This window comes from Marinovum sp., assembly GCF_034669705.1.
Lineage (GTDB): Bacteria > Pseudomonadota > Alphaproteobacteria > Rhodobacterales > Rhodobacteraceae > Marinovum.
Map to the genome: position 1 here is coordinate 22650 of NZ_JAXMOR010000021.1, position 16282 is coordinate 38931.

Sequence of the window (16282 nt, forward strand, 5' to 3'; positions counted from 1 at the left end):
GCATGTCAGATTTCCGCAAGTCCCGGATCACCCGACCGATCCATGCCTGGGCCCGGACCGCCCTGCCGCAGATGTCGCAGACCGAGGCCGAGGCGCTCACCGCCGGCGAGATCTGGTGGGAGGCCGAGCTGTTCTCGGGCAACCCCGATTACGACAAGCTGCACGCCGTCGCCGCGCCGAAGCTGACCGAGGCCGAGCAGGCCTTCCTTGACGGACCCTGCGAAGAGCTTTGCGCGATGATCGACGACTGGACGATCAACCAGCGCGACGCCGATCTGCCGGTCGAGGTCTGGGATTTCCTGCGCGACCGGAAGTTCTTTGGCATGATCATCGAGGAAAAGTACGGCGGGCTGGGCTTTTCCGCCTATGCCCATTCCGAGGTGGTCCGCTATATCGCCACCCGCTCGGTCGCCGCCGCCGTCACCGTGATGGTGCCCAATTCGCTGGGGCCGGGCGAGCTTCTGCACATGTTCGGCACCGAGGCGCAGAAGGACCATTGGCTGCCGCGTCTCGCGGATGGCCGCGAGCTGCCGGCCTTCGGGCTGACCAGCGCCGAGGCCGGCTCAGACGCCTCGGCCATGCGCGACGAGGGGATCGTCGAAATGGGCCTCTGGCAGGGCGAGGAGGTGCTGGGCATCCGGCTCAACTGGGCCAAGCGCTATATCACCCTGTCGCCGACATGCACCGTGCTGGGGCTGGCCTTCAAACTGCGCGATCCCGATGGGCACTTGGGCGAAGAACCGGACATCGGCATCACCTGCGCGCTGGTGCCTGCCGATCTGCCGGGGGTCGAGACCGGGCGGCGGCATATCCCGTCGTCCACCATGTTTCTCAACGGGCCGACCACCGGCAAGGACGTCTTCATCCCGCTCGATCATATCATCGGCGGTCAGGACTACGCCGGCCGCGGCTGGATGATGCTGATGTCGGCGCTGGCCGCCGGTCGGGGGATTTCCCTGCCCTCGATGGGCTGCGCCGCGATTGCCTTTTCCGCCCATACCACCGGCGCCTATGCCCGCATTCGCGAGCAGTTCAACCTGCCGATCGGCAAGTTTGGCGGCATTCAGGCGCGGCTGGCGCAGCTGGCCGGCGACGCCTACATGATGGACGGCGCCCGGCGGCTGACCTGCGCCGGACTCGACGAGGGTCGGGCGCTCTCGGTGATCTCGGCGATCATGAAGGCCCATGCCACCTTCCGCATGCGCGAGGCGGTGAACGATGCGATGGACGTGCATTCCGGCAAGGCGGTGATCGACGGGCCCTCGAACTACCTGCTGCCGCTCTACCGCGCGGTGCCGATCGGCATCACCGTCGAGGGCGCCAATATCGTCACCCGTTCGCTGATCATCTTTGGTCAGGGCGCGATCCGGGCGCATCCGCATATGCTGGACGAGATGCAGGCGCTGCAGATCGAGGATGAGGACAAGAGTCTCGACGCCTTCGACAAGGCGTTCTGGGCACATGTCGGCCACACGCTGAGGACCGCCGGCCGCAGCATTGCCCGCGCCTGGAGCGGTGGCCGGCTGGCGTCAGCGCCGCCCAAGGCCGGGGCCGCCGCGCCGATCTATCGCCGGCTGTCGCGCTGGGCGGCCTCTTATGCGCTGGTCGCCGATCTCTGCTTTCTCACTCTCGGTGGCGAGTTGAAGCGGCGCGAGATGATCTCGGCGCGGATGGGCGATGTGCTGTCAGAGATGTACCTGCTCTCGGGCGCGCTCAAGCGCTGGCAGGACGAGGGCCGGCAGAAGGCCGATCTGCCGGTGCTGGAATACGCCGCCGCCCGCAGCTTTGCCACCATGCGGCAGGCGATCGACGAGGTGCTGGCCAATCTGCCCGCCCGCTGGGCCGGCTGGCTGGGCCGCATCCTGACCCTGCCGGGCGGCAACGCCCGCGGACCCGACGACCGGCTCACGGCGCGCGTTGCCAACCTGCTGCTCGAACCCTCCGCCACCCGCGACCGCATCACCGGCCGGTTGAACGGCGGCTGCGACCGCAACGGGGTCGGGGTGCTCAACGCCGCCTTCGCCGCCGTGATCGACACCGCGCCGCTGATGAAGCGTCTGCGCGAGGCCGGCCAGACCCCGGATGGCGCGCTCAAGGCCGGGATCATCTCCGAGGCCGACCGCGCCCGGATCTCAGACATGGAGGACAAGGTGACACGCACCATCGCCGTCGACGAGTTCAGCCCCGAAGACCTCGCGGCCTATTTCCCCGGCCTGCAACCCACCAAAAGCGACAGGATGGCCGCGCAATGACCCGCCCCGTCTATCTGGTCGACGGTGCGCGAACGCCCTTCCTCAAGGCACGCGGCACGCCCGGCCCCTTCACCCCGGTTGATCTCGCGGTGCAATGCGGCCGTCCGCTGCTGGCGCGACAGCCGTTTGACCGCCGCGCGCTCGACCTCGCCATCCTCGGCTGCGTCAATGTCATCGCCGACGAGATGAACCCGGCCCGCGTCGCCGCCCTGCGGCTCGGCCTGGGCGAGGCGATGGTGGCCTTCACGGTGCAGATCAACTGCGGCTCGGGCATGCAGTCGATCGACACCGCGTTCCGCTACATTCGCGAGGGCCGCCATGACATGATCCTTGCCGGCGGCACCGAGGCGCTGAGCCATGCGCCGCTGGTGCTGCGGCAAAGCGCGGCCGCGTGGTTCGGACAGATGGCGCAGGCCAAGGGACCGATGGAGCAGGCGCGCGCGATGACCGGCCTCAGGCCCGAGTTCTTCAAACCGGTGGTGGGCCTTGAACGCGGGCTGACCGACCCGATCACCGATCTCAACATGGGTCAGACCGCCGAGGTGCTGGCGCATCGGTTCGGCATCACCCGGAAGACCGCCGACGCCTATGCGATGGAGAGCCACCACCGGCTCGCGCGCGCACAGCGTGAAGGCTGGCTGAAAGATGAGGTGATGCCCGCCTTCACCCGCGACGGCGCGGCACATGAGCACGATGACGGCGTGCGCCCCGATAGCGACATGGCGGGGCTGGCCAAGCCCGGCCCGGCCTTCGAGCGGCCTTACGGCAAGGTCACGGCCGGCAATTCCAGCCAGATCACCGATGGCGCCTCCTGGGTCATCGTCGCCTCCGAGGACGCGGTGGAGAAGCACGGTCTGACGCCGCTGGCGCGCATCGTCGACAGCGAATGGGCGGCGCTCGATCCGTCTGTGATGGGCCTCGGGCCGGTGCTCTGCTCGACGCCGCTGGCGCTGCGCAACGACCTGGGCGCCGGGGATATCAACCTCTGGGAGCTGAACGAGGCCTTTGCGGCGCAGGTGCTCTCCTGCCTCGCCGCCTGGAACGACGCGGAGTTCTGCCGCGAGGTGCTGGGGCTCGAGGGCGCCTTCGGCGCGCCGGACCGCGAGGACATCAACACCGATGGCGGCGCGATCTCGCTCGGCCATCCGGTGGGCACCAGTGGCAACCGGATCGTGCTGCATCTTGCCAACGCGATGAAACGGCGCGGCGACCGGCGAGGTATCGCCACAGAATGTATCGGCGGCGGCCTCGGCGGCGCCATGTTGCTGGAGGCTGTGTGATGACCGGACCCGTGCTGTCCTTCCTCGGCGAGGCCCACCGCGAAATGGGCCCCGCCGCCGCGGCCAAGGGCCACCCCTGGCGCCATGGCGAAGCCCGCGGCATCCACTGGCTGGTGCTCGACTGCGCCGGCAGCGCGGTCAACACGATTTCGGAGGGGGTGCTGACCGGGCTCGATGCCGCGCTGGACCAGATCGGCACGCCAAAGGCGCTGGTGATCCGCTCGGCCAAGCCGGCGGGCTTTGCCGCCGGCGCCGATATCGACAGCTTCGGCGACATGTCCGACCGGGGCGCGGCCGAGCTTCTGAAACGCGGCCACGCGGTCCTCGACCGGCTGGAACGGCTCGACTGCCCGACGATTGCCGTGGTGCATGGCGCGGCGCTGGGGGCGGGTTTCGAAATCGCGCTGGCCTGTGATCACCGCATCGCCATCCGGGGCGCGACGTTCGGCTTTCCCGAGGTCAAGCTTGGGCTGCATCCCGGCCTCGGCGGCACCTTCCGGCTCACCGGTCTGATCGACCCGACCGAGGCGATGACGCTGATGCTGACCGGCAAGACGGCCCATACCGACAAGGCCAAACGCCTTGGCATCGTCGATGCGGTGACCGAGGAACGCCATGTCGCCGCCGCCGTCGCAGCCCTCGCCGAAGACCGGCCAAAGCGCCCGGAGCCGGGGCTGAAATCCCGCGCGTTCCGGCTTGAGGCGGCGCGCAGCTACGGCGCCGGACGGATGCGAGACGAGACCGGCAAACAGGCCTCTCGCGCCCAGTATCCGGCGCCCTATGCGCTGATCGACCTGTGGGAGAAGCACGGCGACGACCGCAAGCGAATGCAGAGCGCCGAGATCGAGAGTTTCGCCACCCTGCTCGACAGCGAGACCTCGCGCAACCTGCGGCGGGTGTTCTTCCTGCGACAGGGGCTGAGGGCGGACGCGCGCGGCAACGATGGCATCGCCCACGTGCATGTGATCGGCGCGGGTGCCATGGGGGCCGAGATTGCCGCCTGGGCCGCGATCAAGGGCAAGCAGGTGACCCTCGGCGACGTCAAGCTCGAGGCTCTGGGCCATGCGATGAAAACCGCGGCCGAGACCTGCCGCAACAGTCACCTGAACACGATCGAGACCCGCGATGCGCTCGACCGGCTGATGCCCGATCCGCGCAGCTACGGTCTGTCGCAGGCCGATCTGGTGATCGAGGCGGTGCCGGAAGAGACTGAGCTGAAGGAGAAAATCTACCGACAGGCCGCTGCGGCCATGAAGGAGGGTGCGATCCTCGCCAGCAACACCTCGAGCCTGCAGCTCGCGGCGCTGACCGGGGCGGTGGCCGATCCGACCCGCTTTGCCGGCCTGCATTTCTTCAATCCGGTGTCGAAGATGCAGCTGGTCGAGGTGGTCCGCCATGCCGGCACCGATGACGCGGTCCTGCGCCGGCTCGCGGCGTTCTGCGGCGCCATCGACCGGCTGCCGGTGCAGGTCGCCGATGCGCCGGGGTTCCTGGTAAACCGCGCGCTGACGCCTTACCTGATGGAGGCGATGGTGCTGATGGACGACGGCATCGACAAGGAGGTGATCGACCGCGCCGCGCTCGATTTCGGCATGCCGATGGGGCCGGTGACGCTGGCCGATCAGGTCGGGCTCGACATCGGACTGCATGTGGCGACAAGCCTGTCGGAAAGCCTCGACCGGCCGATGGCGCCGATCAGCCAGCGCCTGCGCGACAAGGTGGCGGCCGGCGAGACCGGCAAGAAGGCGGGGCAGGGGTTCTATGACTGGTCAAACGGCGCGCCGCATCCGGCCTCTGACGGAGCACCGCCGGCGGATCTCACCGACCGGCTGATCCTGCCGATGCTCGATGCCTGCGTGGAATGCCTGCGCACCGGGGTGGCCCGCGACGAAGACGAGGTGGATGCGGCGATGATCTTTGCCACCGGCTTTGCGCCGCTCCGGGGCGGGCCGATGCACTATGCCCGCTCGCGCGGCTTTTCCGCGATTGCCAACCGGCTCGAGGACCTGGCCGAGCGCCACGGTCCGCGCTTCACCCCCGACCGCGGCTGGCGGTCGATGTGAGGGAAAAGGGCGCGCCCGGGCCCCTGAGCTCCGGTGCGCCTCGGGTCGTCACTTGATCCAGGGATCGACCGCGCCATAGTGGCCGCCGATCGGGCCGCGCGGCACCGCGAGAGCGATCAGCAGCAGCCCGGCGAGGATGCAGGTGAGGTAGGCCATCAGCGATCCGCCGGCGACCAGCGGCGCAAAGATCAGCACCACCCCGAGGATCACGTTGAGAAACCGCACCATCCGCGCCACCGAGGCCAGCGCCGTCACCGAGACGGTCAGCGCCAGCGCGCCGCAGATGTGCACGGCAGGCGCCACCGGGCTCTCCCAGCCGAGATAGAGCGGCGAGAGCATCAGCCCGAGCGCCACCGCGATCGACGCCAGCAGCGACGACGGCAGGGTGATGCCGCCGCTCAGCATTTCTTTCAGGATCGCGCCGGGCTTGCGCTCGAAGGCGTGGGTGTCGATCTCGCCCGTGCCCTCGTCGGTGTCGCCGGTAAAGAACACCAGCAGCCAGGGCCGGCCGGCCTTGTGGCGGCGGATGAGGAATTGCACCGTGGCGACGATCTCGTCGATGGCATAGGGGATCTGCAAAAGCATCGCGGCGGCGGCCACCAATGCCAGGGTGGAATAGGTGCCGATCACGATCGGCTGGATCACGATAAAGAAGATCGACACCGCGCCCAGCGGCACGATCATCACGCCAAACAGCACCGTCAGCCAAGGCATTGTCCGCCAGCGCTTGGCCGAGCCGATCACGCCGACCAGGATCTCGAGTGCATAGGTCAGCGCGCCAAGGCCCGCATCCGGCACCGGCCAGGCCTCCGAGACGTCGGAGGTGATGATCTGCTCGGTGCCGTTCTTGTCAGGCAGGGTGCCGTCAAAGAACGGCTCCCAGACGCCATCGATGCTTTCGAGCTGATAGGCCGTCAGGTAGCGCGAGATCAGCAGGCCGACGACGGCCAACAGGATCACCGGCAGCCGCTGGAACCAGTCCGAGGGCGAGTAATCCCAGCCCTTGGGGATCACCGGCCCGGTCTGCGCCGCGGCGGGCGAGACGCCGGGCGCGGGCGGCAGGCCAAGCGCAAACCCCACCGCCAGCAGGCCGGTCAGCGTGGCGTTGACATAGGCCGCCCCGTTGGGCGTCCAGAACACCAGCGGCGCGAACATGACCCAGCAGCCGACGGCGGCGGCGGCAAAGCGGAAATGCGGCCATTGCCACGACAGCGACAAAAGCCCGAAGGCACAAAGCGCCAGCCCGGCCAGAACGTCGCTCCAGGCCAGCCAGCTGTCGCCGTAGCCCAAAAGCGGCGGCGAGGTCATTAGCCAAAGACCGAGGCCCACATTGGCCCAATGCGCCCAGAGGTTGGCGCGGTGCTCGGCCCGATACTGTGTCTCGTGTCGTGCGCGCAGATCCTCCGGCGGAACCGCGGCCTCCTCTGCCGAGCGCAGCCAGACCGGGGGGGTGATGCCATTGGCCTTGTACCAGCCGGCCGGGTCCTCCTTGAGCGCGGCGACCAGATGTGTCAGCCCGTCGAGGATGTCGTGTTTCGGCGCCCAGCCCAGCAGCTCGCGTGCCTTCGAGATGTCGAGCGCGTAGTGATCCGAGGACAGTTCGATCATGAACGGCCGGATAAAGGGTTTCTCGCCCTCGTCGAGCGCATCGGGAACAGGGCCCTCGGCGGCAACCTCGGCCTTGGCGGCGGCCTTGGCGACCGGGGCGGGCACGCGCAGGGTCTGCCATTCCTCCTCGCCGTGGATCAGCCGGCCAAGCGCGTCCTGCAGCCGGGCATAGCTTACCGCGTCGGGCTCGCCGGCCAGCACCACCTCGAGCCCGTCGATCCGGTCGCGGCGGTCGACGGCGCGGCGAAACAGGTCGAGCATGTCCTCGAGATGGATGAAGGCCTGCCCGGCCTGCATGTCGCCGGAATAGAAATGCGATTTCATGTCGCGCTCGTAGATCCGGGCGATCTGCTGGCTCAGCGTCGGCACCGCCGTCCTGTCATCGTAGAGCCCGGCCATGTGCAACAGCAGCACCGACATCTCGGGGTTGGTCTCAGGCGCGAGGCTGCGGATCACCTCTTCGGTCTCGGCCTTGGATTTCGGATAGGCCCAGCCGGGGGCCAGCGGCGTGTCCTCGTCGATCCGCTCGCCGGGGTGGCCGGGCTGGTGCACCAGCATGGTGCCGGCATAGATGAAATGTTCGACCTCGAGCCCCTGCAGACCCTTGAGCAGGTTGCGCGTGCCGGCGACGTTGACCTTCTCGTACATCGAGCTCTCGCGGCCCGAGAAGTCGAAATAGGCGGCAAGGTGGATCACCGCGGCGAGCTTGCCGTCGCAGGCGGCGCGCACCTCATCGAGCGCATGGGCGACCGAGTTTTCGTCGGTGATGTCGAAGCCGAAGATATGGTCGTCCCCGGCCTGATCGGGCAGGTCGAGACCGAGGACGGTGTACCTGTCCGACAGCCTGTCCGTCAGCGCGCGCCCGATACGGCCTGCGGCGCCGGTGATCACCACGGTCGGTTTCTCTGCCTCTGTCATCCTGCTGCCCCTCGTGTCTGCTCCGCTCCGCCGGTTCCGAGCGCGCCGGTGCCGGCCTTCTCCGGTCAACGCGAAGCCCGGCGCTCTGTTCCGCTTGTGGCTGTACCGGGAACCGGCAGGTCCCGTGGCGCGTTGGGTCGGGTGAAAGGAGACCCCCATGGACAGTCTGATGCTGATTTCGACGATCCTCACCACCGCGCTCTTTGCCGGCGCGGCGATGATCCCGGCCAGGGCTCGCCAGACCGGCGGCCGGTGACAACAGCCCGGAGACCGTGGCGCGGCACCTCCCGCTGCACGGCAACGGCCTCCGGACATTTCGCCCGCTGCGGCGACACGTGGTATACTCCTCCGGAAACCGGTTTCGTAAATGCCCGTTGCGCGCGCCTGGCGCGCCATCCAGCCGCTCCAGAGAGCGGCGCGTTTTTTTCCGAGACCTCCGATCATGAAAGGCAAGACAATGTCAGAGATAGAGAACTGGAGCCCGCAACAGGTCTCCGAGGCGCTGAACGCCGGCGAGATCGTGTTGATCGACGTCCGGACCCCGGCGGAATACATACTCGAGCACATCGAGGGCGCGCTGCTGATGCCGATGCCTTTTTTCCGCGCCGAGGCGCTGCCGACGCAGGACGGCAAGCGGATCGTGCTGCACTGCGGCTCGGGCAAGCGCAGCGGCAAGGTGGGTCAGGATGCGATTGCCGCGGGCGTCACCCCGCTGGCCCATATGGAGGGCGGTTTCGGTGCGTGGAAAGAGGCCGGGCTGCCCTATGTCGGCACCGATCTGGCCAGCGGCGCGCCGAAGAAGATGGGCGGCAGCTGAGCCGGTCGCCGCACCTCAATCCGGCGTCGGCAAAAGGAACCTTTTCACTTCACGCTGCGTTGGGATTTCAGAGGGTCGAAGGGCCAACAACCTCAAGGGAGACTATAAAATGCACAATATCATTTATATCGTGGGTCTGGTCGTGATCGTTCTGGCAATCGTGGGCTTCGTGCTCTGAGGCCAGACATCAACGAGACGGCGGCACGCAGGCGCTGAGCCTCAGCCCTGCCCGCCACTCCACACCTAGTTCAACAAGCCGCGTCCGACCCACGGCGCCGCAGGAGTGCGGTCTCGGGTGGGGTGCGTCTTGTCGTGTGTTCGGGGAAGGTCATGAGAGCCAAGGAAGACATTGTCGAGATGATCCCGGCTCTGCGGGCGTATGCCTGGGTCCTGACGCGTCGGCATGAGGATGTCGACGACCTGGTGCAGGACACGCTGGTCAAAGCGATCGACAAGTTCGATCAGTACCAGCCCGGCACCAATCTGCGCGCCTGGCTCATGACCATCATGCGCAACACCTTTCTCAATGACACCAAGCGATCGGCCCGGATGCAGACCGGGGCCGAGGATTGTATTTCCGACTCAATTTCGGTGCCCGCCACCCAGGAATGGACGTTGCGCGGCCACGAGATGATGGACAAGGTGGCAGAGCTGCCAGACCATTACCGCGAGACGCTGATCCTGGTGGTGATGCTGGGCGAAAGCTACGAGACGGCGGCGCGGATCTGCGATGTCGAGGTCGGCACCGTCAAGAGCCGGGTCAACCGGGCGCGGCGGATGCTGATGGCGGCGCTGGAGGGCAACGAGCCTGAAGGGATCGAGAAACCCGGCTCTGACCGCTGAACGTCAATCAGAGCTGTCGGCCTTGCGCTCGCGCAGCAGCCTCTGCAAGTCCCGCGCCAGTTCGACCAGCCGCTCAGGCACGTCCTCTTCCTGCAAATCTTTCAGCTTGCGACGCAATTCGGCATCGAGCGCGGCCTCGGGGTCGGGCTGGTCGTCACGTCGTGTCATCTCAAGCCCTTTGGCGGTGGCGAGGGTCGCAGGTCAGGGGCCTGCTTGCCTCGCCACCCGGTGCTTGTCAATTCCGAGTGTCTGTCAGTCGATCACGGCACAGGCGATCCGCTCGCCCGCATCGCCCGAGGGCTGGCTCTGATAATCGTCCGGACCAGAGTGCAGCATCAAGGCGCGGCCAGAAACATTGTCGGCCTCGCCGCCAAGAAAGGCGTAGGTGTTGAGAACCTCGGCCTTCAGGGTGCCGTCGGCGGCCACGTACTGGTTGGGCATGTCGCCGGAATGCGGGCCTTCCTCGACCAGCAGGCCGTGGTTGGTCGCCGATACCGAGAAGTGCCCGCCGGCGGATTTGAAGCCGTCGGCCGGATCACATTCGCCGGTTTCATGGATGTGGAAGCCGTGCCAGGTCTCTGGCGGCAGGTCGCGCAGGTCGCGCAGGTCGAGCCGGATCAGCAGGCCATAGGGCGTGCCGGTCAGGGTCGCGCTGCCGATCTCGGCGCCCTCGGCCGAGGTAAAGGAGACCTCCTGCTGCGCGGCCTCGGACTGTGCTGCCACCGGCAAGGCCTGGCTGGCGCAGATTACGCCAGCCAGGAGGAGCCCACCCATGAAGGGCAATAAACGGGCGGGCTCGTCTGCCGCCGCCAAGGGACAAGGAGCGGGCGGGCAGATTTTGGACGGGCGCGACGCCGTGTTGGCGCCGGCCCGGCTGCGGGGCAGGTCAAAGGGCATTGGACTGAACTCTCAGATTGTTCTGGACATGGGTGACGCCGGAGACGCTGTCGCAGCAATCCTCGGCCCAGCGTTTCGCCTGACGGCTGTCGACGGTGCCGTTCAGGGTGACCTCGCGGTCGGCCACCGAGACCTCGATCTCGGAGGCATCGACGCGGGGATGATCGGTCAGCCGGTCGTGCACGTCCTCCTCGATGCGGGCATCCGAGCGGACATAGCCCTTGGGGCCGCGGCCGCGGTGATCGGCCTCGCGCCGCGCCTCGGCGGCATCATCGCCGAACCAAGAGGCGATCTCGTCGCCGGCCTTGTCCATGAAGCCGCGCTGGTGACGGTCGTCCGGGTGGCCACGATAGCGGCGGTCGGCGGCCTCTGGCGCGGCATGCGGGTCGTAGCCGGTGTTGCGGCGCATCGGCGGCATGAAAGGCGCGGCATACATCTGCGGCGCCATCGCGCCCATGCCGTAGCCCGGTGCCACCCACCAGCCCTCTTCGCCCCGGGCGTAGGGGTCACGGTCGTCGCGGCGGGAATGGGTGCGGCGGTACATCTCTTCGCGCGCTTCCTGCTCGGTCATGTCTGGATCGTGCTTTGCCATAACTTCGCTCCTTTCGGCGTTCTCTGCCTTGCGCCTGCAGACCGATGGTCGCGGGCAGGGCAGTCACCGGGGAAACAGGCGGCAGCAGGCCTTTGTTCCTGAGCGCGGCAAGTTTGTGAGATTTCCCCTCAGAATTCCCCCATCGCCGCGAAGAGGATCAACCCGGCCATCAGCACCAGACCGATCAGCATCACCGGCCGCCAGACCGCGCGACGGGTCTGCCTCTGGCTGAGCGGCGGGCGTTTCTTCGGCGCGGCCCGGCCCAGCTCGGCCGCCTCGGCGTGGCGCACCTGCTCTCGGCTGGGCGGGTGGCCCGCGGCTTCGTCATCGGTGCCCAGCGGTGCGGCGGAGGGGTCGGGAAAGGCCACCTTGTCGCCGGCGCCGCCGTGATCGATCTGGTGGCGCAGCCGGGCGGCGCCTGCGGCATCGGCGGTGTCGTCGCGGGGGTCGTCGGTCTTGCGGGATGCCATGCGGAGCCTCTGCCGTTCTGTCGGTTGCTGGATCAGGTGAAAACGTGCCAACCCCGCGAATGTTCCGGCAGGCGGGGCGGAACCAGCGCAGCGCCTGAGGGGTTCTCAGTCCATCATGCCATGGACCGCCAGCCCCCTCCCGCCCCGCCCGCGCGCCACAGCGACTGACCGCCGCCTCTTGGGGCCGGTGTCATGGCCGTGACCCGTCCCCGCCTGAACCGGCCGATGCAGGCCTTCGTCGTGGGCCTCGGGCTGCTCGCCATGGCGGTCTTTCTCGCCGTGCTCTGGCACCTGCGATGGGTGGCGCTGCTGGCCTTCGGCGCGGTGCTCTCGGCGATCCTGCTCAATGCCGCCGCCTGGTGCCTGCGCCGGGTGCTGCCGATGGGGCAGATCCCGGCCGTGGTGCTGAGCATCCTGCTTCTGGTGCTGCTCGGGCTCGGCGCCTTTACCCTGCTGGGGGCGCAGATCATCACCGGGCTGCTCGAGATCCGCACCCAGCTGCCAGAGGTGATCAGCACCATCGAGGGCTATGTCGACGTCGGCGACGTCGAGAGCTGGATCGGCGAGCGGATGGACGAGCCGGTCGAGATGGGCTCGGTCTACAGCGGCGTGACCAGCGTGACCTCGGTTCTGATCGCGGTCGGCACCGGCATCACCCTGATCCTCGTCGGCGGCGTCTATCTGGCGCTCGACCCCGAGGGCTATCGCGACGGCATGCTGTCGCTCCTTCCCGCCCGTCTGCGCGCCGAGAGCCGCCGCACCATGACCGCGCTGGTGCGCGCGCTCAGAGCCTGGCTGGTGGGGCAGCTGGTGGCGATGTTCGCGGTCTTCGTGATGACCACCGCCGGGCTCTGGATGCTGGGGGTCTCGACGCCGATTGCGCTGGGTGCGATCGCCGGGCTGCTGGAATTCGTGCCCTACGTCGGCCCGCTGGCCAGCGCGCTGCCGGCGGTGGCGGTTGGCCTGATGGAAGGACCGAGCACCGCGCTCTGGGTGATGCTGCTCTATTTCGCGGTGCAGCAGATCGAGGGCGCGCTGCTGATCCCGTTGATCCAGCGCGAGGCGGCCGACCTGCCGCCGGCGATCACCGTGTTCTCGATCGTCGCGATGGGGGTGCTGTTCGGGCCGCTCGGCGTGGTGCTGGCGGCGCCGCTGACCGTGGTGGTCGTGGTGCTGGCGCGCGAGGTCTGGTGCCCCTGGATGGCCGATCAGACGGCAGAGGCAGCGCCAGAGAACGCACCGGAGGAGGCAGGCTCAGCCCTCTGACGACCAGCGGTGCAGCGCGTCGATCACGCCTTCGTTGAGCGATTGCAGATCCTCCTGCAAGGCCACCGCCGGGCAGGGTTGATCGAGCCGCGCGGCGATGTCGCCCAGGCTGAAGGCATTGGCCCCCGCCAGCCCCGACAGCTCGTCCCAGGTCACAGGCACCGCCACTGGCGCGCCCTTGCGCGCGCGCAGCGAATAGGGCGCCACGGCGGTCGATCCGCGCTCGTTGCGCAGCCAGTCGATGAAGATCCGGCCCTTGCGCTTGGATTTCGACATGGTGGCGGTGTAGCGCTCCGGCGCTTTCTCGGCCATGACATGGGCAAAGGTCTTGGAGAACAGCTTGACCGTCTCCCAGCCCTGAATGCGCCGCAAAGGCAGCCAGACATGCACCCCCTTGCCACCGGTGACCATCGCGCCAGAGGCCAGCCCCAGATCCTGCAGCCGGTCGCGCAGCTCGCAGGCGGCGTCGCGCACGCTTTCCCACCCCAGCCCCTCATCGGGGTCGAGATCAAACACCAGCCGGTCAGGCCGGTCGAGCCGGTCGGTGCGCGCGCCCCAGATGTGGAACTCCACCGTGCCCATCTGCGCCGCCGCCACCAGGCTCTCGGGGCGGGTGGCGTAGAGGTATTCAGCGGTCTTGCCGTCGCTTTCCTCGATCTCGACGCGTGAAACCGCATCTGGCAGGGTGCCGGCGTGTTTCTGGAAAAAACAACTGTCCTCCAGCCCGCCGGGACAGCGATAGAGCGACAGCGGCCGGTGTGACATCAGCGCCATCATCCGCTTGCCGACGCGGGCGTAATGCTGCGCGATGTCGAGCTTGGTGCAGCCGGCCTCGGGAAAGACCCGCCGGTCGGCGCTGGTGATCTTGGTGCCCAGAACGGTGGTCTCCACGTCGCTCTCCTTGCCGGTTTCGAGATGCACGTCGCCCGCCGTCTTGTCCTCACGCAGGCCCAGATAGCTGCCGTGGCGGACATAGCCGTCATCGGTGAACTCGGTGAACTCGACCTCCGCCACCAGTGCCGGGGTGACCCACTTTGCGCCGCGGGCGGCGTCTCTGGGCACCTCGGCAAAGGGAGAGGTCTTGCGCGGTTTCATCGCCTTTTGCAGCCGGGCAAAGCCCGCCTCGTCAAAGCCGGTGCCGACGCGGCCGCGATAGCGCAGCTTGCCATCCTCGTTCGAGCCGATCAGCAGCGAGGCGAAGGGCCGGCCGGGCTTGTCGGACGGGCTGAAGCCGCCGATCACGAACTCCTGCCGGCGCGAGCATTTGATCTTGCGCCAGGCCTTGGTGCGGCTGCCGCGATAGGGCGCGTCGCGGCGTTTCGAGATGATCCCCTCGGCACCGCCCTCGCAAGCCTGGGCATGGACCTCCGGCCCGTGGCCGATGACATGGTCGCTCATCCGCAGCGCGCCGTCCTTGGGCAGGCCGGCCAGCAGCAGCGCCAACTCGTCGCGGCGCTCTTCCTGCGGCAGTTTCGCCATGTCCTTGCCGTCGAGTGACAGCAGGTCGAAGGCGACAAAGACCAGCGGTCCGCCCTCCGACAAGGCCCGCTGCAGCGAGGAAAACGCCGAGCCCTCGATCCGCGCTGCCATCACCTCGCCATCGATCAGTGCGGCGTCGCAGGGCAGGGTGGCGAAAGCCTCCGCCAGCGGCCCGTAGCGGTCGGTCCAGTCCTTGCCATTGCGGGTGTAGAACCGCGTGCCGCCCTTGCCCAGCGCCGCCAGGGTGCGGTAGCCGTCGAACTTGATCTCATGGGACCAGTCGTCGCCCTCGGGCGCCTGCTTGTAGAGCGTGGCGAGCTGCACGTCGCGGAACTTCGGCGGCTTCTTCTTGCGCGGCCGGTCGGCGGGCTTCTCCAGCCCCTCGGCAATCTCCTCCATGCTGCGCCCGGTGGTGATCGAGGTCATGAAATCGCGGGTCAGCGCCTCGGCGTCCTCGCCGGCCAGATCGTCGCGCTCCTTGATCAGGAGCCAGTTCTCGCGCTTGCCCTTGGTCCGCATCCGCACCAGCGCCCAGCCGCCCTGCATCCGCTGGCCGTGCAGCCGCACCTTCAGCTTGCCGGCTTTCAGCCCCTTGGCGATGTCCTCCACCGGCTCCCATGTACCGGTGTCCCAGAGCATCACCGTACCGCCGCCGTATTCGCCCTTGGGAATTGTGCCTTCGAAGCTGGCATACTCCAGCGGGTGGTCCTCGGTGCGCACCGCGAGGCGTTTCTCGCCCGGATCGGGACTCGGGCCCTTGGTGACCGCCCAGCTGAGCAGCACCCCTTCCCATTCCAGCCGGAAATCGTAGTGCAGACGTGTGGCATCGTGTTTCTGCACCACGAAGCCCAGCTTGCCGTCGGCGCGGGTCGGCGCGCCGCCCTGCGGCTCCTTGGTGCGGGTGAAATCGCGCTTGCTGACGTAATCGGAGAGCTTGTCGGGGGCCTCGGCCATCTAGGACGCCTTCTTCTTGCGGCCGCGTCCTTTCTTCTCGGCGGTCTTCAGGCTCTCCTTCAGCGCCGCCATCAGGTCGACCACGTTCTCGCCCCGGGCTTCGCCCTCGTCGCCGGTGCTGACGCGCGGGGTCTTCTTGTTCTTCTGCTTGGCCTCGAGCAGGTCGCGCAGGGCCGCGGCATAGCTGTCGGTGTAGCTCGAGGCATCGAAGGGCGCGGTCTTGCGGTCGATCAGCGAGGTGGCGACCTCCAGCAGGTCCTTGTCGGCCTTGGCATCCTCGATCTGCGAAAACATCGGCTCGGCATCGCGCAGCTCGTCGGCGTAATGCAGGGTTTCCAGCAGGATACCATCGCCGCAGGGGCGCACGGCGGCAAGGTACTCCTTGCCGCGCATGGTGAGCTGGCCGATCCCGGCCTTGCCGGACTGGCGCAAGGCGTCGCGCACCACACGGTAGGCGTCCTGCGCCAGCTCGTCCGAGGGGACGAGGTAATAGGGCTTGTCGAAATGGATGGGTGGAATTTCCGACATGTCGACGAATTGCACCAGCTCCAGCGTCTTCTTGGTCTCCAGTTTGATCGCGTCGAGCTCGTCGGGATCGAGCAGGATGTACTCGTCGTCGCCGACCTCGTAGCCCTTGACGATCTCGTCGCTGTCGACCGGGCCGATGCCGGGCACCGATTTCTCATAGCGAATGCGCTTGCCAGAGGGCTGGTGGATCTGGCGAAACGAGATCTTCGCCGCCGTGCGGGTGGCGGAATAGAGCTCGACCGGGATCGACACCAGCGACAGGCGAAGCTGGCCCTTCCAGAGGGCGCGGGGGGCCATGCTCAGACCCTCCCTTCT

Annotated in this window: 13 protein-coding genes; 6 read left to right on the forward strand and 7 right to left on the reverse strand. The window is 67.8% G+C overall.

The genetic code is table 11. From position 1 onward, the window contains the following. Window positions 1–2: 2 nt before the first annotated feature. The 3 genes from VOI27_RS14915 to VOI27_RS14925 are packed head-to-tail and all read left to right on the forward strand — an operon-like array spanning window position 3 to window position 5595. The gene (locus tag VOI27_RS14915; RefSeq protein ID WP_323766156.1) at window positions 3–2252 is read left to right on the forward strand and encodes an acyl-CoA dehydrogenase; all 2250 of its coding nucleotides are present in this window, start codon (window positions 3–5) and stop codon (window positions 2250–2252) included. Continuing rightward, complete coding sequence (locus VOI27_RS14920; protein WP_323766157.1) at window positions 2249–3532, forward strand: acetyl-CoA C-acetyltransferase; 1284 nt, start codon at window positions 2249–2251, stop codon at window positions 3530–3532. Before VOI27_RS14915 ends, VOI27_RS14920 begins: the two co-directional genes overlap by 4 nt. Then, window positions 3532–5595 carry a 3-hydroxyacyl-CoA dehydrogenase NAD-binding domain-containing protein gene (locus VOI27_RS14925; protein ID WP_323766158.1) on the forward strand — a complete coding sequence of 688 codons (2064 nt, stop codon included), beginning with the start codon at window positions 3532–3534 and terminating at the stop codon, window positions 5593–5595. The genes VOI27_RS14920 and VOI27_RS14925 overlap by 1 nt, the downstream gene beginning before the upstream one ends. Window positions 5596–5643: 48 nt before the next feature. On the opposite strand, the gene VOI27_RS14930 is transcribed toward VOI27_RS14925, so the two are convergent. Further along, the gene (locus tag VOI27_RS14930) at window positions 5644–8121 is read right to left on the reverse strand and encodes an NAD-dependent epimerase/dehydratase family protein (RefSeq protein WP_323766159.1); all 2478 of its coding nucleotides are present in this window, start codon (window positions 8119–8121) and stop codon (window positions 5644–5646) included. 442 nt (window positions 8122–8563) lie between these two features. On the opposite strand from VOI27_RS14930, the gene VOI27_RS14935 reads away from it, so the two are divergent. Both VOI27_RS14935 and VOI27_RS14940 read left to right on the forward strand, forming a co-directional pair. Further along, complete coding sequence (locus VOI27_RS14935) at window positions 8564–8938, forward strand: rhodanese-like domain-containing protein (protein ID WP_323766160.1); 375 nt, start codon at window positions 8564–8566, stop codon at window positions 8936–8938. Window positions 8939–9268: 330 nt separating this feature from the next. Further along, window positions 9269–9781 carry a sigma-70 family RNA polymerase sigma factor gene (locus VOI27_RS14940; protein WP_323766161.1) on the forward strand — a complete coding sequence of 171 codons (513 nt, stop codon included), beginning with the start codon at window positions 9269–9271 and terminating at the stop codon, window positions 9779–9781. 3 nt (window positions 9782–9784) lie between these two features. Here the strand turns inward: VOI27_RS14940 and VOI27_RS14945 are convergent, their stop codons facing one another. The 4 genes from VOI27_RS14945 to VOI27_RS14960 all read right to left on the reverse strand — a co-directional run bounded on the left by VOI27_RS14945 (window position 9785) and on the right by VOI27_RS14960 (window position 11740). After that, window positions 9785–9949 carry a hypothetical protein gene (locus VOI27_RS14945; protein WP_323766162.1) on the reverse strand — a complete coding sequence of 55 codons (165 nt, stop codon included), beginning with the start codon at window positions 9947–9949 and terminating at the stop codon, window positions 9785–9787. Window positions 9950–10033: 84 nt separating this feature from the next. Continuing rightward, window positions 10034–10555 (reverse strand): superoxide dismutase family protein, encoded by a 522-nt coding sequence (locus VOI27_RS14950; RefSeq protein ID WP_323766163.1) that lies wholly within the window; start codon window positions 10553–10555, stop codon window positions 10034–10036. Window positions 10556–10667: 112 nt separating this feature from the next. Continuing rightward, window positions 10668–11270, reverse strand: coding sequence for a BON domain-containing protein (locus tag VOI27_RS14955; RefSeq protein WP_323766164.1), 603 nt, complete (start codon window positions 11268–11270; stop codon window positions 10668–10670). 128 nt (window positions 11271–11398) lie between these two features. After that, window positions 11399–11740, reverse strand: a complete 342-nt coding sequence (locus VOI27_RS14960; RefSeq protein WP_323766165.1) for a hypothetical protein — start codon at window positions 11738–11740, stop codon at window positions 11399–11401. Window positions 11741–11938: 198 nt separating this feature from the next. On the opposite strand from VOI27_RS14960, the gene VOI27_RS14965 reads away from it, so the two are divergent. After that, window positions 11939–13006, forward strand: coding sequence for an AI-2E family transporter (locus VOI27_RS14965; protein ID WP_323766166.1), 1068 nt, complete (start codon window positions 11939–11941; stop codon window positions 13004–13006). On the opposite strand, the gene ligD is transcribed toward VOI27_RS14965, so the two are convergent. Together ligD and VOI27_RS14975 are read right to left on the reverse strand one after the other, a co-directional pair. Then, window positions 12995–15439, reverse strand: coding sequence for a DNA ligase D (gene ligD, locus VOI27_RS14970; protein WP_323766167.1), 2445 nt, complete (start codon window positions 15437–15439; stop codon window positions 12995–12997). The two genes, VOI27_RS14965 and ligD, sit on opposite strands and share 12 nt — an antisense overlap. Further along, complete coding sequence (locus tag VOI27_RS14975; RefSeq protein ID WP_323766168.1) at window positions 15440–16264, reverse strand: Ku protein; 825 nt, start codon at window positions 16262–16264, stop codon at window positions 15440–15442. It lies immediately after the preceding gene. Window positions 16265–16282 lie beyond the last annotated feature (18 nt).